At 71.9% G+C, this 23,060-nt stretch carries 27 protein-coding genes; 17 read left to right on the top strand and 10 right to left on the bottom strand.

The features are described 5' to 3' along the window. Nucleotides 1–10 precede the first annotated feature (10 nt). The 3 genes from ACFYY6_RS26490 to ACFYY6_RS26480 form a co-directional block, all read right to left on the bottom strand. Complete coding sequence (locus tag ACFYY6_RS26490; protein WP_389195465.1) at nt 11–1,039, bottom strand: S1C family serine protease; 1,029 nt, start codon at nt 1,037–1,039, stop codon at nt 11–13. Between the two features lie 385 nt (nt 1,040–1,424). Continuing rightward, nucleotides 1,425–2,465: a LacI family DNA-binding transcriptional regulator gene (locus ACFYY6_RS26485; RefSeq protein WP_351520949.1), complete on the bottom strand. Its 1,041-nt coding sequence runs from the start codon at nt 2,463–2,465 to the stop codon at nt 1,425–1,427. A gap of 51 nt (nt 2,466–2,516) precedes the next feature. Next, nucleotides 2,517–3,329 (bottom strand): response regulator transcription factor, encoded by an 813-nt coding sequence (locus tag ACFYY6_RS26480; protein WP_351520951.1) that lies wholly within the window; start codon nt 3,327–3,329, stop codon nt 2,517–2,519. Between the two features lie 295 nt (nt 3,330–3,624). On the opposite strand from ACFYY6_RS26480, the gene ACFYY6_RS26475 reads away from it, so the two are divergent. The 8 genes from ACFYY6_RS26475 to ACFYY6_RS26440 all read left to right on the top strand — a co-directional run bounded on the left by ACFYY6_RS26475 (nt 3,625) and on the right by ACFYY6_RS26440 (nt 10,147). After that, a complete protein-coding gene (locus ACFYY6_RS26475; protein WP_389195462.1) occupies nt 3,625–4,692 on the top strand; it encodes an alpha/beta hydrolase family protein in 1,068 nt (355 codons plus the stop codon). 24 nt (nt 4,693–4,716) lie between these two features. Further along, on the top strand, nt 4,717–4,971 hold the full coding sequence (locus ACFYY6_RS26470) for a MoaD/ThiS family protein (RefSeq protein WP_351520952.1): 255 nt from the start codon (nt 4,717–4,719) through the stop codon (nt 4,969–4,971). A gap of 532 nt (nt 4,972–5,503) precedes the next feature. Further along, nucleotides 5,504–6,883: a hypothetical protein gene (locus tag ACFYY6_RS26465; RefSeq protein WP_389195519.1), complete on the top strand. Its 1,380-nt coding sequence runs from the start codon at nt 5,504–5,506 to the stop codon at nt 6,881–6,883. Between the two features lie 177 nt (nt 6,884–7,060). Beyond that, a complete protein-coding gene (locus ACFYY6_RS26460; RefSeq protein ID WP_351628375.1) occupies nt 7,061–7,750 on the top strand; it encodes a DUF2993 domain-containing protein in 690 nt (229 codons plus the stop codon). A 364-nt stretch (nt 7,751–8,114) separates the two neighbouring features. Beyond that, complete coding sequence (locus tag ACFYY6_RS26455) at nt 8,115–8,222, top strand: putative leader peptide (RefSeq protein WP_351520956.1); 108 nt, start codon at nt 8,115–8,117, stop codon at nt 8,220–8,222. A gap of 169 nt (nt 8,223–8,391) precedes the next feature. Continuing rightward, a complete protein-coding gene (locus ACFYY6_RS26450; protein WP_351520957.1) occupies nt 8,392–9,237 on the top strand; it encodes a sulfurtransferase in 846 nt (281 codons plus the stop codon). Between the two features lie 58 nt (nt 9,238–9,295). Next, a complete protein-coding gene (locus ACFYY6_RS26445; protein ID WP_073785773.1) occupies nt 9,296–9,583 on the top strand; it encodes a DUF1416 domain-containing protein in 288 nt (95 codons plus the stop codon). A gap of 306 nt (nt 9,584–9,889) precedes the next feature. Next, nucleotides 9,890–10,147 carry a DUF3099 domain-containing protein gene (locus ACFYY6_RS26440; protein WP_351520959.1) on the top strand — a complete coding sequence of 86 codons (258 nt, stop codon included), beginning with the start codon at nt 9,890–9,892 and terminating at the stop codon, nt 10,145–10,147. An 80-nt stretch (nt 10,148–10,227) separates the two neighbouring features. Here the strand turns inward: ACFYY6_RS26440 and ACFYY6_RS26435 are convergent, their stop codons facing one another. After that, nucleotides 10,228–10,590, bottom strand: coding sequence for a DsrE family protein (locus ACFYY6_RS26435; protein WP_351520961.1), 363 nt, complete (start codon nt 10,588–10,590; stop codon nt 10,228–10,230). Nucleotides 10,591–11,024: 434 nt separating this feature from the next. On the opposite strand from ACFYY6_RS26435, the gene ACFYY6_RS26430 reads away from it, so the two are divergent. The 3 genes from ACFYY6_RS26430 to ACFYY6_RS26420 all read left to right on the top strand — a co-directional run bounded on the left by ACFYY6_RS26430 (nt 11,025) and on the right by ACFYY6_RS26420 (nt 13,344). Continuing rightward, nucleotides 11,025–11,597 carry an FABP family protein gene (locus ACFYY6_RS26430; protein WP_351628381.1) on the top strand — a complete coding sequence of 191 codons (573 nt, stop codon included), beginning with the start codon at nt 11,025–11,027 and terminating at the stop codon, nt 11,595–11,597. A 221-nt stretch (nt 11,598–11,818) separates the two neighbouring features. After that, complete coding sequence (locus ACFYY6_RS26425) at nt 11,819–12,307, top strand: transcriptional repressor (RefSeq protein WP_351520965.1); 489 nt, start codon at nt 11,819–11,821, stop codon at nt 12,305–12,307. A 71-nt stretch (nt 12,308–12,378) separates the two neighbouring features. Then, a complete protein-coding gene (locus ACFYY6_RS26420) occupies nt 12,379–13,344 on the top strand; it encodes a folate-binding protein (protein WP_351520967.1) in 966 nt (321 codons plus the stop codon). Nucleotides 13,345–13,563: 219 nt separating this feature from the next. Here ACFYY6_RS26420 and dtd read toward each other — a convergent pair whose 3' ends face one another. Then, a complete protein-coding gene (dtd, locus tag ACFYY6_RS26415) occupies nt 13,564–14,013 on the bottom strand; it encodes a D-aminoacyl-tRNA deacylase (protein ID WP_351520969.1) in 450 nt (149 codons plus the stop codon). 131 nt (nt 14,014–14,144) lie between these two features. On the opposite strand from dtd, the gene ACFYY6_RS26410 reads away from it, so the two are divergent. The 4 genes from ACFYY6_RS26410 to ACFYY6_RS26395 all read left to right on the top strand — a co-directional run bounded on the left by ACFYY6_RS26410 (nt 14,145) and on the right by ACFYY6_RS26395 (nt 18,042). Beyond that, the gene (locus tag ACFYY6_RS26410) at nt 14,145–14,768 is read left to right on the top strand and encodes an ABC transporter substrate-binding protein (RefSeq protein WP_351520971.1); all 624 of its coding nucleotides are present in this window, start codon (nt 14,145–14,147) and stop codon (nt 14,766–14,768) included. Between the two features lie 46 nt (nt 14,769–14,814). Then, the gene (locus ACFYY6_RS26405) at nt 14,815–15,819 is read left to right on the top strand and encodes an asparaginase (protein WP_360111129.1); all 1,005 of its coding nucleotides are present in this window, start codon (nt 14,815–14,817) and stop codon (nt 15,817–15,819) included. Nucleotides 15,820–15,963: 144 nt separating this feature from the next. Next, nucleotides 15,964–17,214 (top strand): GNAT family N-acetyltransferase, encoded by a 1,251-nt coding sequence (locus tag ACFYY6_RS26400; protein ID WP_389195458.1) that lies wholly within the window; start codon nt 15,964–15,966, stop codon nt 17,212–17,214. 228 nt (nt 17,215–17,442) lie between these two features. Next, on the top strand, nt 17,443–18,042 hold the full coding sequence (locus ACFYY6_RS26395) for a TetR family transcriptional regulator (RefSeq protein ID WP_389195516.1): 600 nt from the start codon (nt 17,443–17,445) through the stop codon (nt 18,040–18,042). Between the two features lie 207 nt (nt 18,043–18,249). Here the strand turns inward: ACFYY6_RS26395 and ACFYY6_RS26390 are convergent, their stop codons facing one another. The 5 genes from ACFYY6_RS26390 to ACFYY6_RS26370 all read right to left on the bottom strand — a co-directional run bounded on the left by ACFYY6_RS26390 (nt 18,250) and on the right by ACFYY6_RS26370 (nt 21,840). Then, a complete protein-coding gene (locus ACFYY6_RS26390; protein ID WP_389195455.1) occupies nt 18,250–18,771 on the bottom strand; it encodes a DUF2199 domain-containing protein in 522 nt (173 codons plus the stop codon). 161 nt (nt 18,772–18,932) lie between these two features. After that, nucleotides 18,933–20,018: a MerR family transcriptional regulator gene (locus ACFYY6_RS26385; protein ID WP_351628395.1), complete on the bottom strand. Its 1,086-nt coding sequence runs from the start codon at nt 20,016–20,018 to the stop codon at nt 18,933–18,935. 358 nt (nt 20,019–20,376) lie between these two features. Further along, nucleotides 20,377–20,871, bottom strand: a complete 495-nt coding sequence (locus ACFYY6_RS26380) for a hypothetical protein (protein WP_388650705.1) — start codon at nt 20,869–20,871, stop codon at nt 20,377–20,379. Between the two features lie 170 nt (nt 20,872–21,041). After that, nucleotides 21,042–21,248: a DUF6461 domain-containing protein gene (locus tag ACFYY6_RS26375; RefSeq protein WP_389195452.1), complete on the bottom strand. Its 207-nt coding sequence runs from the start codon at nt 21,246–21,248 to the stop codon at nt 21,042–21,044. A gap of 208 nt (nt 21,249–21,456) precedes the next feature. Continuing rightward, nucleotides 21,457–21,840: a winged helix-turn-helix transcriptional regulator gene (locus ACFYY6_RS26370; protein ID WP_351520989.1), complete on the bottom strand. Its 384-nt coding sequence runs from the start codon at nt 21,838–21,840 to the stop codon at nt 21,457–21,459. A gap of 123 nt (nt 21,841–21,963) precedes the next feature. Here ACFYY6_RS26370 and ACFYY6_RS26365 point away from each other — a divergent pair, with 123 nt between their 5' ends. Together ACFYY6_RS26365 and ACFYY6_RS26360 are read left to right on the top strand one after the other, a co-directional pair. Beyond that, nucleotides 21,964–22,371: a RidA family protein gene (locus ACFYY6_RS26365; RefSeq protein WP_351520991.1), complete on the top strand. Its 408-nt coding sequence runs from the start codon at nt 21,964–21,966 to the stop codon at nt 22,369–22,371. 220 nt (nt 22,372–22,591) lie between these two features. Continuing rightward, nucleotides 22,592–23,044: a helix-turn-helix domain-containing protein gene (locus tag ACFYY6_RS26360; protein WP_386608299.1), complete on the top strand. Its 453-nt coding sequence runs from the start codon at nt 22,592–22,594 to the stop codon at nt 23,042–23,044. Nucleotides 23,045–23,060 lie beyond the last annotated feature (16 nt).

Genomic DNA, 23,060 nt, shown 5'->3' with positions numbered 1-23,060 from the left:
GGCTGTCTCCTCAGGAACCGTTGCCGGCCCGCAGGGTGGCGAGGTCGGCCTTGAGCGTGTTCACCGGGATGGCGAAGCCGAGGCCCACGCTGCCCGCGTCGGCGCTGCTCGATCCGCCTGTCGAACTCGCTGAGTACATCGCGGAGTTGATGCCGATGATCTCGCCGTTCATGTTGATGAGCGCGCCGCCGGAGTTGCCGGGGTTGAGCGAGGCGTCGGTCTGGATGGCCTTGTACGTGGTGGTGGAGTCGCCGGTGTCCCCGTTGAACTGCCGGCCGCCGAACTCGAACGGCCACTGCCCGCCGCCCGGCCCGCTCCAGCCCTGGTCCTGGCCGCTGCCGCCGCCGTCGTCCTTGGCGACCGTGACATCGCGGTCGAGCGCGGAGACGATGCCGCTGGTGACGGTGCCGGTGAGGCCCTCCGGAGAGCCGATCGCGACGACCTGGTCGCCGACCGCGACCGTCGAGGAGTCGCCCAGCGTGGCCGTCTTGAGGCCGCTCGCGCCCTGGAGCTTGAGGAGAGCGAGGTCCTTGTCGGGGTCGGTGCCGACGACATGCGCGGTGTACGAGCGGCCGGTGCTGAGCGTCACCTTGATCGACGAGGCGCCGGAGATGACGTGGTTGTTCGTGACGACCTCGCCGTCGGACGTGATGACCACCCCGGAGCCGGTGGACTGGCCCGCGTTCGAGGTCGCGTTGATCTCGACGATCATCGGTGAGACGGCCTTGGCGACACCGGTGACGGTGCCCTTGCTGCTCTGCGAGACCGTGGTGCCGGGGATGACGCTTCCGGCGCCGGTGCCGGTCGCGTCGTTCCGGGTCAGCTGTCCGATGGCGGTGGCGGTGCCACCGCCCACGGCCGCCGCCACGATCGCCACGGCCGCGAGGAGGGCCACCGGACGCCTGGCCCGGCGCCGGGGCTCGGCCGGCTCGGCGGGGGGCGCGGGGGAGTAGGACGGCGGTGGCGGGTACGACGCGTCACCGTCGCCGTACGAGGGGTACATCGGGTACTCGCCGCTCGGGCGCTGGCTCTCTGTCATGTCCTAAAGCGTCGGGGCCGAACATGAGAGCAGCCTGAGCGCGCCCTGAGAAGCCCGGCAGAACCTCGTATGCCCGATATAACGACCTCGTCCACGATTGGCAGTGGGGGAAGGAGCGGCGTCTGGGGCCTTCGAATCCAAGGCGGAGGAGGGAGTCGGATGGGGTCTCCCCTGCTCGAAAGCAGCTGAGAGCTCGGGGAAGGAGCGTCGGTGACTGACGACAACGCCGGAGGCGGAGGTCCCAGACACCGCGACGCCGCTGACAATCGTGAACGAGGTCGTAAAGCCGAAAGGGCCGCGGCCGACACCCCCGGGCTGCGCCCGGTGCATCCGGCGCGTCCCGGGCCCCGACGGACGGTCCGGGGTCCGCGCGCCGACGGTACCGTCACACCGCGGTGCCGGGCTCCCCGCAGCCGCACGAGCGCCGGACCACCAGTGCCGAGGGGAACTGCTTCAGCCGTTCCCGCCGCGACCCCGACACCCGCAACGAGTCGTCGAGCACCAGGTCCACGGCGGCCCGCGCCATCGCCGGGCGGTCCGAGTGGACCGTGGTCAGCGGCGGGTCGGTGAGCCCGGCCTCCTTCACGTCGTCGAAGCCCGCGACCGCGAGCTCCCCGGGCACGTCGATCCGCAGTTCGCGCGCGGCCCGCAGCACGCCGATGGCCTGGTCGTCCGTCGAGCAGAAGATCGCGGGCGGCCTGTCCGGGCCCGCGAGCAGCTTCAGCGCCACCTGATAGGCGTCGTAACGGTTGTACGGGGCCTGGAAGAGGCGGCCCTCCGTCGAGCGGCCCGACTCCTGCATCGCGCGGCGCCAGCCCTCGATGTGGTCGGCGACCGGGTCACCGACCACCGGGGTCGACTCCACGCCGCCGAAGCACGCCACGTACTCGTTGCCGTGCTCCAGCAGGTGGCGGGTGGCGAGCTGGGCACCGCCGACGTCGTCCGTGACGACCGCGACGTCCTCGATCGCCTCCGGGCGTTCGTGCAGCAGCACCACCCGCGCGTCCCACGCCTCGATCTCGGCCGCCGCCCGTTCGCTGGGGCCCTGGCTGACCAGGATCAGCCCCGAGACCCGCATTCCGAGGAACGCGCGGAGATAATGCACCTCGCGCTCGTCGCGGTAGTCGGAATTGCCGACCAGCACCATTTTCCCGCGCTCGGCGGCGGCCTGTTCGACCGCGTGCGCCATTTCCGCGAAGAACGGCTGCCGGGCGTCCGGCACGATCATCCCTATGAGGTCGGTCCGCCGCGAGGCCATTGCCTGGGCGACCCGGTCGGGCCGGTAGCCCAGCTCCTTGATCGCGGCGAGCACCCGCTCGCGCGTGGCCGGGGCGACCGGCCTCGGTCCGTTGTTGATGACATAGCTGACCACCGCGGTCGACGTACCCGCCAGTCTCGCCACATCGTCCCGCGTCACCTTGGCCACGCGCGGCAGTCTACGCGGATCGACCCTCCGGAAGGCAGGCCGTACCTCGGCTCATTCCGAGGCACCGGCCCTCGTCGGCTGCTCCGAACGGGGCGCGGAGCCGGTCGCGGCCGGTGTCCTGACCTCCGCCGCGGCCCGGGTCCCGGCGGGAGCCGCGGCCTGTGCCTTGGCCTCCTCCGCGGCGCGCTCCACCTTCTCCGGGACGACGAAGCGGTAGCCGACGTTGCGGACGGTGCCGATCAGCGACTCGTGCTCGGGGCCCAGCTTGGCGCGCAGCCGCCGTACGTGGACGTCGACCGTACGGGTGCCGCCGAAGTAGTCGTAGCCCCAGACCTCCTGGAGGAGCTGGGCGCGGGTGAACACACGGCCGGGGTGCTGGGCCAGATATTTGAGCAGTTCGAATTCCTTGAAGGTCAGGTCGAGGACCCGGCCCTTCAGCTTCGCGCTGTACGTCGCCTCGTCGACCGACAGGTCGCCGTTGCGGATCTCCATCGGGGAGTCGTCGCCGGCCATCTGCCGACGGCCGGTGGCCAGCCGCAGTCGGGCCTCGACCTCGGCGGGACCGGCCGTGTCCAGCAGTACGTCGTCGATGCCCCAGTCGGCGGTGACGGCCGCGAGACCGCCCTCCGTCACGACGAGGACCAGCGGGCAGCCCGGCCCCGTGGACCGCAGCAGCTGGCACAGCGACCGCACCTGCGGAAGATCGCGGCGGCCGTCGACCAGGATGACGTCGGCACCGGGGGTGTCGACGAGCGCGGGGCCCTCCGCGGGCGCCACCCGCACGCTGTGCAGCAGGAGACCGAGGGCGGGAAGCACCTCCGTCGACGGTTGAAGCGCGTTCGTCAGGAGCAGCAGTGAACTCATCGCCACCCACCTGCCCGGTTCGTCGGTCGATGATGGTGCACGGTTCGCTCGCCCATTACGTCGGTCCTCCTCGTTCCCTGCGAGAGGGGCACTCCCGGGACGGGCCCGGGGGAGTATGCGGCACTTCTTCGTTCGTTTTCGCGCGGCCCTTTGCACGGTTGCACGGTTACGCGGGTACGGCCCCGCGTCCCCGAGCCGCTGAGCTTGTGGAAACGTCGCCGTAACAACGCCTGGAAAGCGCAAAAGGACCCGGGGGCTTCTCTGCCCGGATCCTCTTCCCAGCAGAATAGCCCACATGAGTTCTGCGCCCGAGGGACGATTTCGGAGTTCCCCTGTTCCCTTGCTCACGCCCGGTGGTCCGTCCGGTGGTACGGACGGTTCCTCGCGTGCCTCGCTGCTGACCGATGACGGCGTCCGTATCGAGGCGCTGTACGAGCCGCGCGCGATGGCGGGACGGACCGTCGCCGGATCATCCTTCGACGGTACTGCGGGCGACGGCGTCACGGACGGACACGAGAGCGTCGTGGACGGGCACGGCGGTGCCGCGGAAGGCGGCTGCGTCACGGACGGCGGCGGCCTCACGAACGGCCACGGCTACGGCTCGGGCACCGCCGGTGTCGCGGTCGGTACGGCGATCGTGATCGCCCACGGTTTCACCGGTTCACTGGACCGGCCCGCGGTACGGCGTGCCGCCCGGGTGCTGGGCCGGCACGCGGCCGTGGTCACGTTCTCGTTCCGGGGGCACGGCGGGTCCGGTGGCCGGTCGACGGTGGGGGACCGCGAGGTGCTGGACCTGGCGGCCGCGGTGCGGTGGGCCCGGGCGCTGGGACACCGGCGGGTGGTGACCGTCGGGTTCTCCATGGGCGGTTCCGTGGTGCTGCGGCACGGGGCGCTGTACGCGGCGGGCCGGGAGGCCGGGGGGACGGAGGTCCCCGCGGAGGTTCTCGGGGATCCGGAGGCCCGTGCGGACGCCGTGGTGGCGGTGAGCGCCCCCGCCCGCTGGTACTACCGGGGCACCGCTCCCATGCGCCGCCTGCACTGGCTGGTCACCCGGCCCACCGGCCGGCTGGTCGGCCGCTACGGCTTCGGTACCCGCATCGACCGGGACGACTGGGACCCGGTACCGCTCTCGCCGGTCGAGGCCGCCGGACTGATCGCCCCCGTTCCGCTGCTGATCGTGCACGGCGACCGGGACCCGTACTTCCCGCTGGACCACCCCCGGATGCTCGCCGGGGCGGCGGGCGACGGGGCCGAGCTGTGGCTGGAACCCGGCATGGGGCACGCGGAGAACGCCGCCGACGAGAGCCTGCTCACCCGGATCGGTGACTGGACCACGGCGGCGTGCTCGATGATGGGCAGCTGACGCGATACGAGAGGAGCCGCCGTCATGCCAGCGGGAACGATCCGCTACTGGGCCGCCGCCAAGGCCGCCGCCGGGACCGCGGAGGAGCCGTACACGGCCGCGACCCTGGCCGAGGCCCTCGACGCGGTGCGCGAGCGGCACCCCGGCGAGCTCACCCGAGTGCTGCGAAGGTGCTCGTTCCTCGTCGACGGTGAACCGGTGGGGAGCCGGAGTCATGAGACCGTACGCCTTGCCGAGGGCGGCACGGTCGAGGTGCTCCCACCGTTCGCAGGAGGGTGAACCCCAGAACATGAGCAGCAACGATCAGCAGTACCCGTACGGGCCGGCCCCGGACCAGGGTTACGGGCACGGGTACGACGGGCCGTCGGGCGGGCAGCAGCCGCAGCAGCCCCCGCACGCCGCGCGGCCCCAGGACCCGTACGCGTACGGCGACGGGTCCACCGGTGCGCAGCCGTACCCGCCCCAGGCGCACGGTGGCCGCCCGTACGGGGACCAGCCGCATGCTGGTCAGCCGTACGGGAGCCCGTCGTACGGGGACCAGCCGTACGGGGGCCAGGTCTACGGGGGCGGGGCCCACGCACCCCAGCCAGATGGCGGCCAGACCCCCCAGCCCCACGGCGGTCAGTCCTACGACGACCGGCCCTACGGCGGTCAGTCCTACGGAGGCCAGCTCCACGGAGGCGTGGCCCAGCCGCACCCCCGGCTCCAGCCGCAGTCGCAGCCCCAGCTCCCGCCGCAGGCAAACCACCAGCCCCAGGCGAACGAGTCCTACGGAGGCCGGCCCTACGGGGACCAGTCCCACGGCGCCCCGGTGCCCGGCCACGGTGCCGCCCCGTACGACCAGGGCCAGGTCCCCGGGACGCACGTCGGCGCCGCGTGGCCGACCGGGGCCGGGCACACGCCCGGACCGGCGGCCGGGCACACGCAGGAGCCCGTCCCCTTCGCCGCACCGGCCCCCGGTCCGCAGGACCCGCACGTCCCGTACGACCCCGCGGTCACGCAGACCTGGGAGGGCCAGACCTGGGACACCCAGTACCAGCCGGCCATCCGCCCCACCGGGTCCACTGGGCCTTTTGCCCCCGAGGGTCCTTCCAGCTCCACCGGCCCCACTGGCTCCGCTGGTCATTCCGGTACCACCGGTCCTGCCGGGCCCACCAGCCCCAACGGGCCCGCCCAGCCGGAAACCTCCGCGCGGGAGTCCGTGCCGTCCGCCGCCGAGACCGCCTATCTCCCGCCGTACTCCGCGTACTCGGCGGGGCCGCAGGGCGCCACCGGCTCCCACCCGCTGCCCCCCGAGGCGCCTGTCGCCCCGGCGCCCGTGTCCGGAGCCGCGCACGGCGACGGGCCGGCCGCCACCGGCTCCGCGGCCACGACCACGTCCGGACTCGACACCTCCGGGTACGGCACTCCCAGCACCCTGGGCAACAGCCGCGTCACCGACGCCCAGCGCGCCCGCGCCGAGGGCCGCTCGCCGATCATCCCGCCGGGCATCCAGCCCGCGGGGCTCACCGCCGTGCTCGCGCTGCTGCTCGCCCTCGGCGCGGCGATCGGGTCGTACGCCCTGCTCGTACCGCTGGTCCTGCTGCAGGCCGTGACCGCGGCCGGATGGTTCCGGCTGAACGGCATGTGGCCCGCGCGCCAGGGCATCGCGCTCGCGTTCGCGGGCGGGATCGTCGCCGACGTCGCCCTGCTCGCCGCGGGCCGCGAGAACGCCCCGGCGGCCGTTCTCGGCACCCTCGGCGTGTGGGTGCTGCTCACCGTGGTCCTCCAGCTGCGCAGCCACGCGGACGCGGACGAGCGGATGTACGGGCTGATGGCCACCACCGCCTCGGCCGCCCTGACGGTGCTGGCGGCGGGGCACCTCGCGGCGGTCCCGGACGCGGTGACGGCCGGCACGGTGGCCGTCGCGGCCGCCGTGCTCGTCCGCGCGCTCCCGCTGCCCGGGCCGGCCTCGGTCGCGGTGGCGCTGCTGGCGGGCGCGGGTGCCGGTGCGGCGGCCGGGGCGCTCGCCGGTCCCGGTGGCACGCACGGCGCGCTGCTCGGCCTGGCGGCGGGCGGATGCGCGCTGATCGGGCTGCGGGCGGCGAGCTACGACTACCCCTCGCGGTTCGTCCACATGACGGCCGGTGTGGCGCTGCCGCTCACCGCCGCAGCCCCCGCCGTCTACCTGATCGGCCGCATGCTCGCGTAACGCGTAATGCGTGCCCGCACCGGCACCGGCACCGCGCCGATCGGCGCCGCCTTCCGACGAGCGGGCACCTCCCCGGGGAACCGATGGGGGTGCCCGCTCGTCGATCATTCGGGACGGTCTGTGCGCACGGGGGAGCGCGGGCGCCGTCGATCCGGACGCAGGGGGGAATGAGCGGTCATGCGGGCGCTGCGGGGATTGCTGGTCATAGTGCTGGTGCTGGGCGGGATCTTCGTCGTCCTCGACCGGACGCTGCTGTACTTCGCAGAGTCGGAGGCCGAGGACCGGATCCGGATCCCCGGGGCGACGGTCGAGTCCGCGGACGTCTCCATCAACGGGTTCCCGTTCCTGACCCAGGCCCTCGCCTCGCAGTTCGACGAGGTCGATGTCGAGATCACCGGCATCCAGACCGACAGCAACGGCCGCAGGATACGGGTCAGCCGGATGAGTGCCGCGCTGCACGACGTGAAACTGACGGAGGGCTTCTCCGGTGTCACCGCCGCCGACGCCGACGGCAAGGCCGTCATCTCCTACGACGACCTGACCAGTACCGCCGGTGACGGGGTCGCCGTCGAGTACGGCGGCAACGGCAAGGTGAAGGTCACCGGCACCGTCGACGTTCTCGGCCGCCCGTTCTCGCGCAGCGTGCTCTCCACCGTCACCCTCGTCGACGGCCAGACCCTCAGGGTGCGTGCGGACAAGGTGCCGGGCGGGGGAATCCCCGGGCTGGAGGACCTGGTGCGCCGGAAGACCGACTTCGAGCGGCAGGTCGGCGGCCTGCCCAGCGGTCTGGAGCTCCGGAAGATCCAGGTGACCGACGAGGGTGTGGAGGTCATGGTGGCGGGTACGAACGTGAAGCTCGCCGGCTGAATCCGGGCGGGTTCCGCCGGAGCCGGTGGGACCGGGCGGGTCGGACGCGTCCCTTCGGGCCCGGCTGATCGGCGGCGGGCCCGGACGAGTCCCTCTGGCCCGGTGGGCCCGGGTGAGTCCCGGTGGATCCGGGCGAGTCCCGGCCGGGAACGGACCGGGCCGGGGCTCCGGCCGCCGCCACTGCCCCGCAGGTCACATGCTGAGACGACGGTGTCCGCTCCGCAGATGGGTGGCGGGCGTCGGCCGTCGGGGAGCGGGGCGGGGAGTGTCGGGGGCCCTTTCGCATCCCGAATCGTGGATGATCGTGTCTCATCATGCGACACAACGGTGACATGGCCGTCCGCGCGTCCCTACGATCGGTCCCATGCAGTGCGCTATTGGCGGTCTCCCTCAGTGGGGACGGGCGGATCTCACGAAGCGGCGGGCAGTGGACCTGTGCCGCGTCGCCGCCATGCTCTGTCGCGCTGTCTGAGCGGGAGCCTCCGGCACCCCGCGTCCTCTCCGGCCCTTCGACCGGTTTTCAGGGCCCAGCCCCATCCCGCTGTCTTCGCACGTGTGCCACGGGCCCGCGCCCGCCGTACACCCGCATACACGCACCGTCTCGCATCATCTCGCCGCAGACTGCCCCGGAGGAGAAAAGAATGAGCCGCAGCGACGTCCTGGTAGACGCCGACTGGGTCGAGGCCCACCTCGACGACCCGCAGGTCGCTCTCGTCGAGGTCGACGAGGACACCTCGGCGTACGAGAAGAACCACATCAAGAACGCGATCCGGATCGACTGGACGAAGGACCTCCAGGACCCGGTGCGCCGTGACTTCATCGACCAGGCCGGCTTCGAGAAGCTGCTGTCCGAGAAGGGCATCGCCAACGACACCACCGTCGTCCTGTACGGCGGCAACAACAACTGGTTCGCGTCCTACGCGTTCTGGTACTTCAAGCTCTACGGTCACCAGGACGTCCGCCTGCTCGACGGCGGCCGCAAGAAGTGGGAGCTGGACTCCCGCGACCTCGTCGACGGCGACCAGGTCCCGTCCCGCCCGGCCACCGAGTACAAGGCCAAGCCGCAGGACCAGTCGATCCGCGCCTACCGCGACGACGTCGTGCAGGCGATCGGCGGCCCGAACCTGGTCGACGTGCGTTCTCCCGACGAGTTCAGCGGCAAGCTGCTCGCCCCGGCGCACCTCCCGCAGGAGCAGTCGCAGCGCCCCGGCCACGTGCCGACGGCCCGCAACATCCCGTGGTCGAAGAACGCCAACGACGACGGCACCTTCAAGTCGGACGAGGAGCTGAGGGCCCTCTACGAGGCCGAGCAGGTCGACCTGTCGAAGGACACCATCGCCTACTGCCGCATCGGCGAGCGTTCCGCGCTCACCTGGTTCGTGCTGCACGAGCTCCTCGGCCAGGAGAACGTCAAGAACTACGACGGTTCGTGGACCGAGTACGGCTCCCTGGTGGGTGTGCCGATCGAGCTCGGCGCCGCCAAGTAGCCCCGCGACTCCGCACGACCCGGATCAGTACGACCCCGACCCAGAAGGACAGGACACCATGTGTGGAGCACAGGCCGGCGGCCCCGACGCCTCGACCATCAAGCCCGGTGAGACGACCATCCAGGGCAGCGTGACGCGTGACGGCGAGCCCGTCGCGGGCTACGTGCGCCTGCTGGACTCGACCGGCGAGTTCACCGCGGAGGTTCCGACCTCGGCGACCGGGCAGTTCCGCTTCTACGCGGCCGAGGGCACGTGGACGGTGCGCGCCCTGGTGCCGGGCGGCAGCGCCGACCGTACGGTCGTGGCGCGGACGGGTGGCCTCTCCGAGGTCGCCATCGCCGTCTGACCGCCGTCTGACCGCCGTCTGACCGCCGTACGGGCGGCCTGCTCGGCCGGGCCGTACGGAACGAAACGAGCGCGGCCGAGCAGGCCGCCTCGCACGGGCCGAAGGGCCGTACCCCAGGGGTTGGACGCTTCTGGCGCGGGTACGGCCCTTCGCGCCGTCCGCACGAACCTGTCGGCACCGGCGGCACGCATCCATGGGCACGACGAGCACGTCCGCACGATCGCGTGTTCAGGTGTTCGTGCGGACGGGATCCCGCGTGTGCGCACGGGCTGTCCGCACCGGCGGAAACCGACCTACGCTTGAAGCATGTACGCCCGACGCCGGCGTGGCTATTTCCTGATGATGGGCGGCTGCATCGTCCTCTTCGTCTCGGCCTGGGCCTTCGTGAGGCTGTGGTCGATGCCCGCCGCGATAGTGATGTGCTTCGTGGCGATGGTCATTCCGCCCGTCGCGGCCATGATCGCCAATCGGCGGGGGCCGGAGGACCGCTGGTGGGACGATCCGTCCGGCGATCCGCAGTCCGACGAGTGGTGGGACGAGCTCGACGGCAAGAAACGCCACTGAACGTCACCGCCCGGCGATGACCGTGTGCGTGCGGGGCGTGGACGGGGCGTCGGGGGTGCGCGTGCGAGTGCCGGGGTGTGTCAGTAGACGAGGGCCTGCACGCCGTCGGCCATGATCTCGCCGACGAAGACCTGGGCCCCCGCGATCCGTACGCCTTCCAGGACGTCCTGTTCGGTGATGTCGCGGCGGGCCGCGCACTGCGTGCACAGGGTGATCCGCCCGCCCGCCTGGATCGACTCGATCAGGTCCGGCAGCGGCGCGGCGTGCGGCAGTTCGAACTCGGCGGCGCGCCCCGGCAGGGCGAACCACGAGGATTCACCGGTCAGCCAGAGCGAGACCTCCACTCCGCTGGCGACGGCGACCGCGGCCACCGTGAACGCCTGCGAGCAGCGCTCGGCCGCGTCGGCACCGGCAGTCACCTTGATCACGAGCTTCTTCGACATGGCTCGAACTGTAATCGTCGGCCGGTCCCCGTGCGCGGGCCCGCACCTCGCGGTCCCGCGGTGCTCACCGCGAACCGTGCGTCCGTGCGCGGCCGGGCCCGCAAGCCCCGAACCGACGTGCCGGGGCCCAACCCATTAGGCTGGGGCCCGGCGCCGTACCGCTGCCACACCGCCCGTCCCAAGGAGTTCCCGTGCTCGAGGCATTCTTCACCGCCCTGCTGGTCCTGGTCTGCATCGGCACCCTCGCCTTCGCGGGCGTGACCGTGAAGAAGCTCTACCAGGGCCAGCGCTGACCGCAGCGGCCCACCGCCGCCCCTCCTCCCTCCGTCCCCCGGTGCGGGTATCCCCGCTGGGCGGCCGTGACCCCCGCACCCGCGTGTGCCACGTCCGGAATCCAGCACCCCCGCCTTCCTCACAGATCGTCTGAGCCACTCATGATCGAGATCCCGTCCGACCTCCACCCGGACCTCGTCCCGCTGGCCTTCCTCCTCGGCAACTGGGCGGGCGCGGGTGTCTCCGACTTCCCCGGCGCCGAGAAGTGCAACTTCGGCCAGGAGGTCTCCTTCCGGCACGACGGCCGGGACTTCCTGGAGTACGTCTCGCACACCTGGGTGCTCGACTCCGATGGCAACAAGGTCAGGCCGCTGGAGTCCGAGACCGGCTACTGGCGCATCGACAAGGACCGCAAGGTCGAGGTCGTGATGGTGCGCGACCAGGGCGTCGTCGAGATCTGGTACGGCGAGCTGGCCGACCAGAAGCCGCAGATCGACCTGGCCACCGACGCGGTGGCGCGTACTGCAGCCTCCGGCCCGTACAGCGGTGGCAAGCGTCTCTACGGCTACGTCAAGAGCGACCTGATGTGGGTCGGCGAGAAGGCCACCCCCGAGGTCGAGCTGCGCCCGTACATGTCGGCCCATCTGAAGAAGGTCGTCACCCCCGAAGAGGTCGAGGCGATGGCGAAGAGCCTCGGCGACCTGCCGGACGACGGCATCGCGTTCTTCAAGTAGACCGCTTCGAGGAGACCGCTTCGAGCAGGCTCCGAGCGGGCGCGAGCGGGCCGCAGGCATCGCGGGCGGCGGTGCACTGCCTCGGGCAGACCGCCGCGAACGGGCCGCTTCGAGCAGCCGGCCGCCACCCGACCCGCATTCCAACCGGTCCTCCAGCCCTGCCGCACGGCCCTTTCGTCTTCGGCCGCGGGCGGCGGTCCGCCCGGACCTACACTGAGCGTGTGGTGAGCACCGACTGGAAGACCGATCTCCGGAAGCGCGGCTACCGGCTGACGCCGCAGCGGCAGCTTGTCCTGGAAGCCGTCGACACACTCGAGCACGCGACGCCCGACGACATCCTCTGCGAGGTGCGCAGGACCGCGTCGGGGGTGAACATCTCCACCGTCTACCGGACGCTCGAACTCCTTGAGGAACTGGGCCTGGTCAGTCATGCCCACCTGGGGCACGGGGCGCCGACGTACCATCTGGCCGACCGCCACCACCACATCCATCTGGTCTGCCGCGACTGCACGGACGTCATCGAGGCCGACGTCGAGGTGGTCGCCGAGTTCACCGCGAAGCTCCAGGACGGCTTCGGTTTCGAGACCGATATGAAGCACTTCGCGATCTTCGGCCGATGCGCCGAGTGCACGGCGCGGGCGACGGCGGAAGAAGCGTCGGCGAAAGCGGCGTCGACGGTGGCGCCGGAAGGTCACGGCGCCGGAGCGTGACGCCGAAGGGGGCGTCGGAAGGTGACGACGCCCGCCGCCGGGCCCCTGGGACCGCGTCGTACGCTGGTCGCATGAAGAGCCCCCTGCTGTCCCTGCCCGGCGCCGTCCCCGCCGAAGGCCGCGACGAAGGCGTCGCCGCGCACTACGGCGACCTGTTCCGCGAGCAGCGCGCCCTTGCCGACGGTTCCGGTCTCGTCGACCTCTCGCACCGTGCCGTCGTCACCGTCAGCGGCGGCGACCGGCTGGCCTGGCTGCATCTACTGGTCACCCAGCACGTCAGCGAACTCGCCCCGGGACAGGCCACCGACGCGCTGATCCTCACCTCGAACGGGCACGTCGAGCACGCCCTCTACCTCGTCGACGACGGCGAGACGGTGTGGATGCACGCCGAGCCGGGCACGCAGGACGGACTCGTCGCCTACCTGGAGTCCATGAAGTTCTTCTACCGGGTCGAAGTCGCCGACCGCACCGAGGACTTCGCCGTGGTGCACCTGCCCGCCGGTTCCATCGCCGAGGTCCCGGACGGCGTGACGGTACGGGAGACGGCGTACGGCCGGGACGTGTTCCTGCCCCGCGCCGACCTGGAGGAGTACGCGGCCGCGCACGGCCCGCTCGCCGGGATCCTGGCGTACGAGGCGCTCCGCGTCGAGGCGCACCGCCCGCGTCTCGGCTTCGAGACCGACCACCGCACCATTCCCCACGAGGTGGGCTGGATCGGTACCGCCGTCCACCTCCAGAAGGGCTGCTACCGGGGGCAGGAGACCGTGGCCCGGGTGCAGAACCTGGGCAGGCCGCCGCGCCGGCTGGTCTTCCTGCATCTCGACGGCAGCGAGGTCGTCCTGCCCGGACACGGCACCCCCGTGCGGCTCGCCGCGGACGGCCCCGAGAGCCGGCAGCTGGGCTTCATCACCACGTCCGCCCGCCACCACGAGCTGGGGCCGATCGCGCTCGCCCTGGTCAAGCGGAACGTCGCGGTGGACGCGGAACTGCTCGCGGGGGACACGGCCGCCGCGCAGGAAGTCGTCGTGGAGCCGTAGGACCGACCGACCGGGCGCCCCCGCCTGGGCACGTTCGTCTCGGGGCCGGGGCGCACCACGGACGCGCTCGTATCGGGGCCGGAGGGGGCCCGGCCCGCGTCCGCTGCCGGGCCCGTGCCGTGCCATCCCGACGCGCCCGCAGCCGGGCCCGTGCCGTGCCATCCCGACGCGCCCGCGTCGGGATCGGTCCGTCCCGGTCGGTCCCGGCCGGGACCGGGATCAGACCTCGACGATGACGGTGAACGGGCCGTGGTTCGTGAGCGAGACCCGCATCTCCGCCCCGAACCGGCCCGTCTCCACATGCGCCCCTAGCGCCCGCAACTGCGCCACCACCTCGTCGACCAGCGGTTCGGCGACCTCACCCGGCGCGGCGGCGTTCCAGGTGGGCCGACGGCCCTTCCTGGCGTCCCCGTAGAGGGTGAACTGCGAAATCACCAGAAGCGGTGCATTCACATCCGAGCAGGACTTCTCGCCCTCTAGAATGCGGACCGACCAGAGCTTGCGGGCGAGCTGGGCCGCCTTTTCCGGAGTGTCGCCGTGGGTGACCCCCACCAGCACACACAGCCCCTCGCCGACGATCTCGCCGACCACCTCGGGCCCGTCCGACGCGCCCGAGCCGTCGGCCACCGTCACCTTCGCGCCGTCCACCCGCTGTATCACTGCACGCATACGGACCAACCTAACTTGGCCAAGCCCGCCTTGGGCTGAACGGGTACAGAGCGCCCACACAGGGCCACTGGAGTGGCACCATGCTCGCAAGGCGGTGTGCCGACGCACCGGTCGAGGGGATGGACACAAGCATGAGCACCTATGGAACCGGGCGGTCCTCCGGCGCCGTGCCGTTCACGTGCGACGGCAATGGCGACGGCGACGGCGGCACCAGCACCATGCGCCCACCCGTACAGCGGACCGGTCACGCGGGTGTGGACGCCCCGCCCGCCGGGCCGCGGCCCGAGCTGGGCGGTCTGCGGCTGGCGGAGCTGCGCACGCTGCGCCGCGACTCGCAGCGCGACGAGGCCGACCTCAGCTACGTGCGGCGACTGGTCCAGGGGCGGATCGACATCCTGCGGGCCGAGCTGGCCCGGCGGCTGGATCCGGAGGCGCCGGTGGTGGACCGGCTCTCGGAGATCCTCGCCGATACCCCGTCCCGGCACCGCTCCTCCGCCCGGCACGTCACGCTCACCACGCCCCGCAGCGACGAGTACCGCCAACTGGCGGCCGAGACGCTCGCCGAGGTCGAACTCTCCGACCTCGACGCCCGTACGGACGAGGAGCTGCACGCCGCGATGGGGCGCCTGGTCCGTTATGAGCAGCAGGTCTCCCGGCGCCGCCACCAGCTGCAACGCACGGCTGACGATTGCGGTGCCGAGATCGCCCGCAGGTACCGTGACGGAGAAGCACAAGTAGACGATCTGCTCGCCTGAAGCGATCCTTCCGGGGGCGGATCCGCACCGTCCCCGGAAGGCCACCATGACCCCCAGCGCCGTCTCCTCCGCCCCCGCCGCCCCGTCCGGCATATCCCCCGTCCGCCCGGACGCCCATCCGGTCCTGGCCGAGGTCGTACGGTCCGGCTTCGTGGAGGGCGGCCATCGCGGCTCGCTGGTCGTGCTGGCCGCGGACGGCAGTGTGGAACGGGCCCTGGGCGATCCGGCGGCCCCCGTCTTTCCGCGTTCCGCCAACAAGCCGATGCAGGCCGCTGCCGTGCTGCGGGCCGGACTCGACCTGTCCGGCGAGCGGCTGGCGCTGGCCGCCGCGAGCCACTCGGGGGAGGGCTTCCACCTCGATCTCGTCCGTACCATGCTCGCCGAGCACGGGCTGACGCCCGGCGACCTGCGGACCCCGCCCGACCTGCCGCTGGATCCGGCCGAGGCGGAGGCGTACCTCGCCGCCGGGAACGTCCGTGAGCGGATCACCATGAACTGCTCGGGCAAGCACACGGCGATGCTTGCGGCGTGCGCGTTGAACGGCTGGGACCGGACCTCCTACCTCGACCCCGCGCACCCGCTCCAGCGCCTGGTCCACCAGGTGGTGGAGGAGGTCGCGGGCGAGCCGGTCGCGGCGGTCGGCACGGACGGGTGCGGGGCGCCGCTGATGGCGATCAGTCTGGTGGGGCTGGCCCGGGCGTTCCGTTCGTTCGTGCTGGCGGAGCCGGGGACGGCCGAGCGCCGGGTCGGGGACGCGATGCGTGCCCATCCCGAGTACGTGGCCGGGACGCGCCGCCCCGACACCTGGCTGATGCGGGAGGTGCCGGGCACGCTCTCCAAGATGGGCGCGGAGGCGGTGCAGGCGGTGGCGCTGCCGGACGGCCGGGCGCTCGCCTTCAAGATCGACGACGGTGCCGGGCGCGCGCTGGGCCCGGTGCTGGCCCGGTCGCTGGGGCTGCTCGGCGTCGACGCCCCGGTGGTCGACCGGATCGGGCACGCCCCGCTGCTGGGCGGCGGCGACGAGGTCGGCGAGATCCGCGCGGCGTTCTGAACGGACACGCCCGGACGGATGTCCGCGTCCGATATCCGGGTAAGGGGCGGTGCCGGGACGGGAACCCGAGCCGACCGGACCTTGTCCCGGCACCGAGGGAAAAACGCGGCGACAGTCCGTGATCGGAATGCCTAGCGTGGGCTCATGCCTCTTGATCTCCGAACTCTCGACGAGTCCGACTTCCCCGACTGGTTGCGGTCCGTGAACACCGGCTTCCTGCGCCCGCCGACCGTGACGGAGCAGGAGATCGGCAACCGCCTTCTGCACACCGACCTCTCACGCACGCGAGGCGTGTTCGACGACGGGCGGTGCGTGGCCACGTTCCGCTCGTTCGCACAGGAACTCACCGCCGTCGGCGGTGCCGCGGTGCGCGCCGACGCCATCTCCAACGTCACGGTCTCGCCCACGCACCGCCGCCGCGGACTGCTCGGCCGGATGGTGGCCGACGACCTGACGGCGGCGAAGGAACGCGGCGAGGTGGTCGCCACGCTGATCGCCGCCGAGTACCCGATCTACGGGCGGTACGGCTTCGGCCCGGCGACGTGGACCACCGAGTGGGAGATCGACGTGTCCCGGTCGGGCCTCGACCTGCGCCGACCCGTCCCTTCCGCGGCGGACGGCGGCCGGATCGACCTGGTGACGGGCGCGGAGGTACGGAAGCTGGGCCCGGCGATCCACGACCGGCTGCGCGCCCGTCGGCACGGGGCCATCAACCGCGACGCGCGCTGGTGGGAGTTGACCACCGGCGAGAACCGGCCCCGTCCCGAGCCCTGGACGGAACCCTTCTACGCGGTCCACCGGGACGCGGACGGCGAGCCCGACGGCCTGATGGCCTACCGCGCCGACGACCGCTGGAGCGACGCCAAGCAGCCGTTGAACCGGGCCACGGTCGTCGAGCACATCGCCGTCACCCCGGCCGCGGAGCGCGCGCTGTGGCACTTCGTCTGCTCGATCGACTGGATCACCACGGTCCGTACCGGCTACCGCGCCCCCGACGACCTGCTTCCCCTCCTCCTCCCGGACCCGCGCGCGGCCCGGGTCGTGACCCACGCGGACTGGCTGTGGGTGCGCGTCCTCGACGTCGTACGCGCCCTGGAGGCCCGCACCTACGCCGTGCCCGGCACGCTGATCCTGGACATCCACGACGCGGCCGGCCTGGCCGGCGGCCGTTACCGCCTGGACGCCTCCCCGTCCGGCGCGACCTGCGCCCCCACCACGCGGGACGCCGACATCGCCCTGGACGTACGGGAGTTGGGGACGCTCTACCTGGGCGACGAGTCCCCGGCCCGGCTGGCGGCCCTCGGCCGTATCGAGGAACGGACACCGGGGGCGGTGGCGACGGCGGAGGGGATGTTCCGGGCGGCGCGGCGGGCGTGGTGCCCGGACATGTTCTGACGCCCGGCGGCGGAGGCGCTCCGTGCGCGCGGGCGGGTCCGCAGGGGGTGTCCGACGTGCGCGCGGTGGCCGGGCTCGGGCGTCGAGTCCGCTCGGGGCCGAGGCGTACCCTTCATGGTCATGAGCGGAGAGAATCCCGGCCCCGGGGCAGTGGCGCACACGGCGCACGGGGGCCGTCGGGGCCGCCCGGAGGACACGCCCCAGACCTCCCATGCGCTGCACGCGCCGATGAGCCTGCGTGAGCGGAAGAAGCAGCTGACGTATCAGGCGGTCTCGGAGACCGCGATCGCGCTGTTCCTGGAGCGGGGTTTCGACAAGGTCTCGGTCGCGGAGGTGGCGGCGGCCGCGGACATCTCCAAGCCGACGCTGTTCCGGTACTTCCCGACCAAGGAGGACCTGGTGCTGCACCGGTTCGCCGACCACGAGGACGAGTCGGCCCGCGTGGTCGCCGCCCGCGCGGACGACGAATCCCCCCTGGATGCCCTGCGCCGCCACTTCCTCGACGGCCTGGAGCGGCGCGACCCGGTGACCGGGCTGTGCGACGCGCCGCAGGTACTGGTGTACCTGCGGCTGCTGTACGGGACTCCGTCGCTGGTGGCGCGGCTGTTCGGCTACCAGAGGCGTTCGGAGGCGGTGCTCGCCCACGCGCTCGGCGACCGGATGCCGGACCGGCTGGCCGCGGGCCAGATCAACACCGTGCTCCGCGTCCTGGCCGAGGAGAACTGGCGGCGGATCGACGCGGGCATGAGCGCGGACCGGGCGTACCCGGAAGCGGTCGCGGACGCCGAGGTCGCGTTCGAGCAGCTGCGCTCGGGGATCGACCGGTGAGGAGCGCCGGGCACGGAGCCGGTGAGCAGTCGGCCGTGGAACCGGCCCGGAGTCGCCCCGGAGCAGCCCCGGAGTCGGCCGGGGGACCGCTCGTTCAGACGCGTGAGTGCGGTGAGTGCGGTGAGTGCGTGAGTGCGTGAATGCGTGAGTGCGTGAGCGAGTGCGCGCACGCTGAGCGCCGGGTGCGTGAGCGCGGGCGCTCGGCGATCAGCCGCTCAGGTCCGTGCCGTGCAGCACCGCTTCGGCGATCGCCCGCACCCGGTCGCGTGTGATGCCGGTGCGCTGTTCGATGGCGAGGGGGTGGTCGGTGGGTTCCAGCTCGACGGCGGGGCGTCGGCCGATGGGGCGGGTGTGCACGTTCGTCTTGAGACTGGTCGTGCGGGGCGAGTACAGCCCCAACTCGGTGCTCAGCCAGCCGAAGTAGGGCTGCTCGGCCTCGCGCCCCGGGGTCTCCCACACATCGAGGGCGCGTGCGAAGTTCGTCCGGCTGAGCGAGACCCACACACCCCAGGAGAAGGGCTCCTCGCTGCCGAGGACGGGTATCTCGATCAGGCCCTTGATGAAGAAGTGCTCGTTCCTGACGACGCACTGTTCCGAGGAGAGCATGCTGTCGGGATCGCTCTCCAGGCTCGCGTCCCAGACGTCGGGCGCCATGGTCGAGTACCCCATCGGGAGTTCCGCGTGGTGTTCACCGCAGCAGGAGCAGGTGTAGCCGGGGTCGATAGCCATGGGCCGGATCCTAAGGGCTGTCCCGTAATCCCTGTCTTCGAACGCCGCCCGCCGTGCGGCCGACACGGACTCCGGGAGCACGGGGGGAGACCGGGAACGGAGACAGGGAACGGAGACAGGGAATGGGGCCCGGGGCGGGAGGCGGAGCGTCGGCTCGCCCCCTACCGGTGCGCCTCCACGACGTCCGCGACGACGCAGCTGATGTTGTCGGGGCCGCCGGAGCGGTTGGCCAGTGAGACGAGTTCCCGTACGGCCGGTTCCGGTTCGTCGACCGTGGTGAGGACCTGGCGCATCTCCTCGGTGCCGACCACCGCGGACAGGCCGTCGGAGCAGAGCAGGTAGCGGTCCCCGGCGCGGGCTTCGTGCAGGCGCATGTCGGGGGTGCCGTCGGTTCCCCGGCCCAGCGCCCGGATCAGCAGTGAGCGCTGCGGGTGGGAGTCGGCCTCCTCCGGGCCGATGCGCCCCTCGTCGATCAACGCCTGCACCACGGTGTGGTCGTGCGTGATCCGGAACAACTCGCCGTCGCGCAGGAGATGGGCGCGGGAGTCGCCGATGTGGACGAGGGCCAGCCGCGAGCCCGTCCAGAGCATCGCGGTGAGCGTGGTGCCGGTTTCGTCCGGCGCGGGACCCGTGGCGGTGACGCCCCGTACCGCCCGCTCGGCCCGTTCGACGGCGTCCGCCAGGACGTTGAGGAGATCGCCCGCCGGGACACCGCCGGTTTCGAGGTGCCGGAACGCGTCGACGGCGGCGGCACTCGCGGAGGCGCCCGCACGGCCGAAGCCGTCGGCGACGGCGAGCAGCCGGCCTCCCGCGTAGGCGGTGTCCTGGTTGTTCCCGCGGACGCGTCCGGTGTCGGAGAGCGCGGCGTAACGGATTGCCAGGGGCTCGGTGGTCGTGGTCGGTGACATGGCGGGGTCCTTTCCGGTCAGCTGGTCGACGAGGAAGGCGGCGAGGTCCCGCCGCGCGGCGGTCTCGGCCTCGAACCGGGCCCGGAACGCGCGGACCTCCTGGGCCGCTCCGGCCGCGTCCAGGGTGCAGACGTGCCGGATGCGAGCGAGCGGCATTCCCAGGCGTCGCAGCCAGGCGACCAGTCGGGCCCGCTCCAGTTGGCGCGGCGCGTAGAGGCGGTAGCCGGTCACCGGATCGACGCGCGCGGGTGGCAGCAGGCCGAGTTCGTCGTACAGGCGCAGGGCCTTCGGCGACAGCCGGGACGCCTTCGCGAACGCCCCGATGGTCAGCAGCTCCATGCCCGCTCCTCCTCGTGCCGGGCTTCTGGCCCGGCCCCACCGATGCTGTGGCTTTCCCCAGGGTGAAGGTCAAGGCGGAGGCCGGGCAGGGGATCCGTGCTTCCCCGGTCCTTTCTCTGCTCGGTGGTGGTCTCCCCGGCCTGGCGGTCGGATTCGTACCCGCCTCCGTGGTCGGCGGCCGGCGCGACCGGACCCGGCCGCTCCACCGCGTCGACGGCCTCCCACCGCCCCGAGCGGGAGGTCCTCGCCGTCACCCGCCCCCGTACCCCGCACCCCGTGGCCGGACGACCTCGCCGACCTCCTGGCCGCCGCTGTCGCGGCCACGCGTGACGCGTGAGGGGGCGAGTACCGGGCGAGCTCACAACAACATCCAGCAGTAGAGCTGATCACCGGCGTCGTGAGCCCGCCTGGCGAGCAGGACGAGCGATTCGACCAACGGCCGCATGTCTTCGGCGCGGGCTTCCCGCAACTCCTCCGCCTGCACCCACCTCGCGGCGATGGCCGGTATTTCGGAGTCGTGTACTCCCGCCAGGGCGTCCCGTACCAGGGGATCGAGCTGTGACACCCACGGTCCCGTCACCCAGGGATCGTCGTCGGTCTCGGGGCCCTCCGGGCCCGGTGCCGGGGAAGTCGGCCACACGGTCGTCTCGCCCACCAGGTCCACCCGCCACTCGGTCTGCTGGACGGCCGCGATCAGCTGACCCAGGACGACGGACGGATCCACGTGCTTGGCTTCGACCCCGTCGAACACGGATGGTTCCGCGTAGAGCGGGGACGCACCATCCGTCTGCTCAAGCGCCTGGACGACCGATGCGGCATCCACCGCGCGGAAATAGTCGGTCAGTACACCCATTGATCTTCTCCCGCTCTTCGATTCGTCGGCGGGCGGCGGGTCGGGCACTGCCCGCCGCGACGGTCCGTACCGCCGGTCGGAGCATGTGTCGTCGAAGCCGCCCCATGCCGTGTTGTGTTGTGTTGCGTCTCGCCGAATGTCGAGTGCAGGTGAACCTGCTGCGTCGTGCCTCATCCTGAATTCGCGCCAGGCGCCGTCGACTCCGCTGCGGCGGCGGTGTCATGGACGACCCGGGCGCTGCCACGGTCCGCACGCCCTTCGAGGCGGCGCAGCACCTCGGCGGGCGACAGGCCCTGCATCGAGGTGAAGCAATACGCTGCCGTGAGTTCGGGGAAACGCTCCTCGAACCACATGCGATCGGCGGCGGTCGTGGTCATGCCGCGATCATCGCCGATGCCACTGACATCGACGTGTCGTCACTTGCGACGCGGTTCACCTGCGGCACGGTCCCCTGCGATGCGCTCACCCGTGGCGCGGGGCCCTGGGGTGCGGTCGTCCGGGGACGGTCGCCCGGGGTGCGGTCGTCCGGGGTGCGGAGCGGCGCCTCGGGCCGCCCGACGGTCGCGTACGCGAGTGATCCAGCCGTCAGGCGTCGAAGTCGCGCCGGGCGTTCTCGATGTGACCGAGGTACCGGTGGGTCCAGTCGCACATACCGGCGACCGTCGCTCGCAGGGCCCGGCCCGGCTCCGTGAGGGTGTACTCGACCCGCGGCGGCACGGTGGGATGCACGCATCGTTCGACCAGGCCGTTGCGCTCCAGCATGCGCAGGTTCTGGGTGAGCATCTTGTGGCTGATGCCTTCGACCTCGTCGCGCAACTCGGTGAAGCGCAGAGTGCGGTCACCCACCGCCTCGATGATCAGGAGCGCCCACTTGTTGGCGACGTCCGAGAAGATCTCCCGCGCCAACGAGTCCGCGCGGGTCAGGTCTGCTTCGTCCTCGGGCGAGCCCTTGAACTGCTTGGTCACCATGGGGTTCCCCTGTCACCGAAAAGTGCGTTCTTCCATGTCAGCGGCCACTCTCCTACGGTTTCTCAGTAACCACAAGAGACCACGGGGGACGAGACCGTCCCTCATGACAAGGAGGTGGCCGACATGGCCGTCACGCTGCTGAACCCCGGTGGACTGCCCGAGGTCGACGTCTATCGGCAGGTGTCGATCGCATCCGGGGCGAAACTCGTCTTCATCGCCGGGCAGGTCGCCTGGGATGCCGAGGGGGCCACGGTCGGCGAAGGCGACCTCGCCGCCCAGGTCGAACAGTGTTACCTCAACATCGGTACCGCCCTGGCCGCAGCCGGTGGTTCCTTCGACGACGTGGCGAAGCTGACCGTCCACGTCGTCGACTGGACCCCCGACAAGATGCCGCTGCTCCTGGAGGGGATCTCCCGGGCGGCCGCGAAGCTGGGCGCCGCCCCGGTCCCGCCGGCCACGCTGCTGGGCGTGGCGGCACTGGACGTTCCCGACCATCTCGTCGAGATCGAAGCCACCGCGGTCCTCGACTGAGCGGATGCCTTTCGCCTGCTGGGCGAGACGGTCGTCACCCGCCCTGGTTCCGAGGGCCGCCCGTCACGGGTCGCGCCGTGCGACGGATGCGGGGCCCGGGTGACGACCTCCGCGTCCAGTCACTCGTGCGCGTCACATTGATGCCGGTCGCACCCGTGACACGATGCACTTTTGCAAGCGGGTGCTTGCAAAAGTTAGCGAGTGGGCGCACCATCGGGACATGGCATCGCTCAACGTCGGCAATCTCGGTGAGTACCTGCGCGAACAGCGGCGCAACGCGCAGTTGTCGTTGCGGCAGCTCGCCGATGCCGCCGGGGTGTCCAACCCCTACCTCAGCCAGATCGAGCGCGGGCTGCGCAAGCCGAGCGCCGAGGTCCTGCAGCAGGTCGCCAAGGCGCTGCGGATCTCCGCCGAGACCCTGTACGTACGGGCCGGGATTCTGGAGGAGCGGGAGCGGGAGGAGTCGGAGACGCGGGCGTCGATCCTGTCCGATCCGTTCATCAGCGAGCGGCAGAAGAGCGTGCTGCTGCAGATCTACGACGCCTTCCGCAAGGAGAACGGCTTCGAGCCCGGACCTGGATCCGGTGACGGCACCGACGGCCCGCACGCGGGCGACGACGGGGAGGGCGCCGGCCCGGCTTCGAAGCCAAAACCCTCAAAACCCTCACACTGAGTCTGATGATCCGGGA

This window comes from Streptomyces sp. NPDC001750 (assembly GCF_042892615.1).
In the GTDB taxonomy this organism is placed as follows: Bacteria; Actinomycetota; Actinomycetes; order Streptomycetales; family Streptomycetaceae; genus Streptomyces.
The sequence above is the reverse complement of the archived record's forward strand: the minus strand, read 5'-3'. Positions and strand labels throughout refer to the sequence as shown.

Excerpts from the sequence above, each read along its gene's own strand:
- ACFYY6_RS26490 (WP_389195465.1), bottom strand. The coding sequence starts at position 1,039 with ATGACAGAGAGCCAGCGCCCGAGCGGCGAGTACCCGATGTACCCCTCG.
- ACFYY6_RS26480 (WP_351520951.1), bottom strand. The coding sequence starts at position 3,329 with ATGAGTTCACTGCTGCTCCTGACGAACGCGCTTCAACCGTCGACGGAG.
- ACFYY6_RS26475 (WP_389195462.1), top strand. The coding sequence starts at position 3,625 with ATGAGTTCTGCGCCCGAGGGACGATTTCGGAGTTCCCCTGTTCCCTTG.
- ACFYY6_RS26470 (WP_351520952.1), top strand. The coding sequence starts at position 4,717 with ATGCCAGCGGGAACGATCCGCTACTGGGCCGCCGCCAAGGCCGCCGCC.
- ACFYY6_RS26460 (WP_351628375.1), top strand. The coding sequence starts at position 7,061 with ATGCGGGCGCTGCGGGGATTGCTGGTCATAGTGCTGGTGCTGGGCGGG.
- ACFYY6_RS26455 (WP_351520956.1), top strand. The coding sequence starts at position 8,115 with ATGCAGTGCGCTATTGGCGGTCTCCCTCAGTGGGGACGGGCGGATCTC.
- ACFYY6_RS26450 (WP_351520957.1), top strand. The coding sequence starts at position 8,392 with ATGAGCCGCAGCGACGTCCTGGTAGACGCCGACTGGGTCGAGGCCCAC.
- ACFYY6_RS26445 (WP_073785773.1), top strand. The coding sequence starts at position 9,296 with ATGTGTGGAGCACAGGCCGGCGGCCCCGACGCCTCGACCATCAAGCCC.
- ACFYY6_RS26440 (WP_351520959.1), top strand. The coding sequence starts at position 9,890 with ATGTACGCCCGACGCCGGCGTGGCTATTTCCTGATGATGGGCGGCTGC.
- ACFYY6_RS26435 (WP_351520961.1), bottom strand. The coding sequence starts at position 10,590 with ATGTCGAAGAAGCTCGTGATCAAGGTGACTGCCGGTGCCGACGCGGCC.
- ACFYY6_RS26430 (WP_351628381.1), top strand. The coding sequence starts at position 11,025 with ATGATCGAGATCCCGTCCGACCTCCACCCGGACCTCGTCCCGCTGGCC.
- ACFYY6_RS26420 (WP_351520967.1), top strand. The coding sequence starts at position 12,379 with ATGAAGAGCCCCCTGCTGTCCCTGCCCGGCGCCGTCCCCGCCGAAGGC.
- dtd (WP_351520969.1), bottom strand. The coding sequence starts at position 14,013 with ATGCGTGCAGTGATACAGCGGGTGGACGGCGCGAAGGTGACGGTGGCC.
- ACFYY6_RS26410 (WP_351520971.1), top strand. The coding sequence starts at position 14,145 with ATGAGCACCTATGGAACCGGGCGGTCCTCCGGCGCCGTGCCGTTCACG.
- ACFYY6_RS26405 (WP_360111129.1), top strand. The coding sequence starts at position 14,815 with ATGACCCCCAGCGCCGTCTCCTCCGCCCCCGCCGCCCCGTCCGGCATA.
- ACFYY6_RS26400 (WP_389195458.1), top strand. The coding sequence starts at position 15,964 with ATGCCTCTTGATCTCCGAACTCTCGACGAGTCCGACTTCCCCGACTGG.
- ACFYY6_RS26395 (WP_389195516.1), top strand. The coding sequence starts at position 17,443 with ATGAGCCTGCGTGAGCGGAAGAAGCAGCTGACGTATCAGGCGGTCTCG.
- ACFYY6_RS26390 (WP_389195455.1), bottom strand. The coding sequence starts at position 18,771 with ATGGCTATCGACCCCGGCTACACCTGCTCCTGCTGCGGTGAACACCAC.
- ACFYY6_RS26385 (WP_351628395.1), bottom strand. The coding sequence starts at position 20,018 with ATGGAGCTGCTGACCATCGGGGCGTTCGCGAAGGCGTCCCGGCTGTCG.
- ACFYY6_RS26380 (WP_388650705.1), bottom strand. The coding sequence starts at position 20,871 with ATGGGTGTACTGACCGACTATTTCCGCGCGGTGGATGCCGCATCGGTC.
- ACFYY6_RS26375 (WP_389195452.1), bottom strand. The coding sequence starts at position 21,248 with ATGACCACGACCGCCGCCGATCGCATGTGGTTCGAGGAGCGTTTCCCC.
- ACFYY6_RS26370 (WP_351520989.1), bottom strand. The coding sequence starts at position 21,840 with ATGGTGACCAAGCAGTTCAAGGGCTCGCCCGAGGACGAAGCAGACCTG.
- ACFYY6_RS26365 (WP_351520991.1), top strand. The coding sequence starts at position 21,964 with ATGGCCGTCACGCTGCTGAACCCCGGTGGACTGCCCGAGGTCGACGTC.
- ACFYY6_RS26360 (WP_386608299.1), top strand. The coding sequence starts at position 22,592 with ATGGCATCGCTCAACGTCGGCAATCTCGGTGAGTACCTGCGCGAACAG.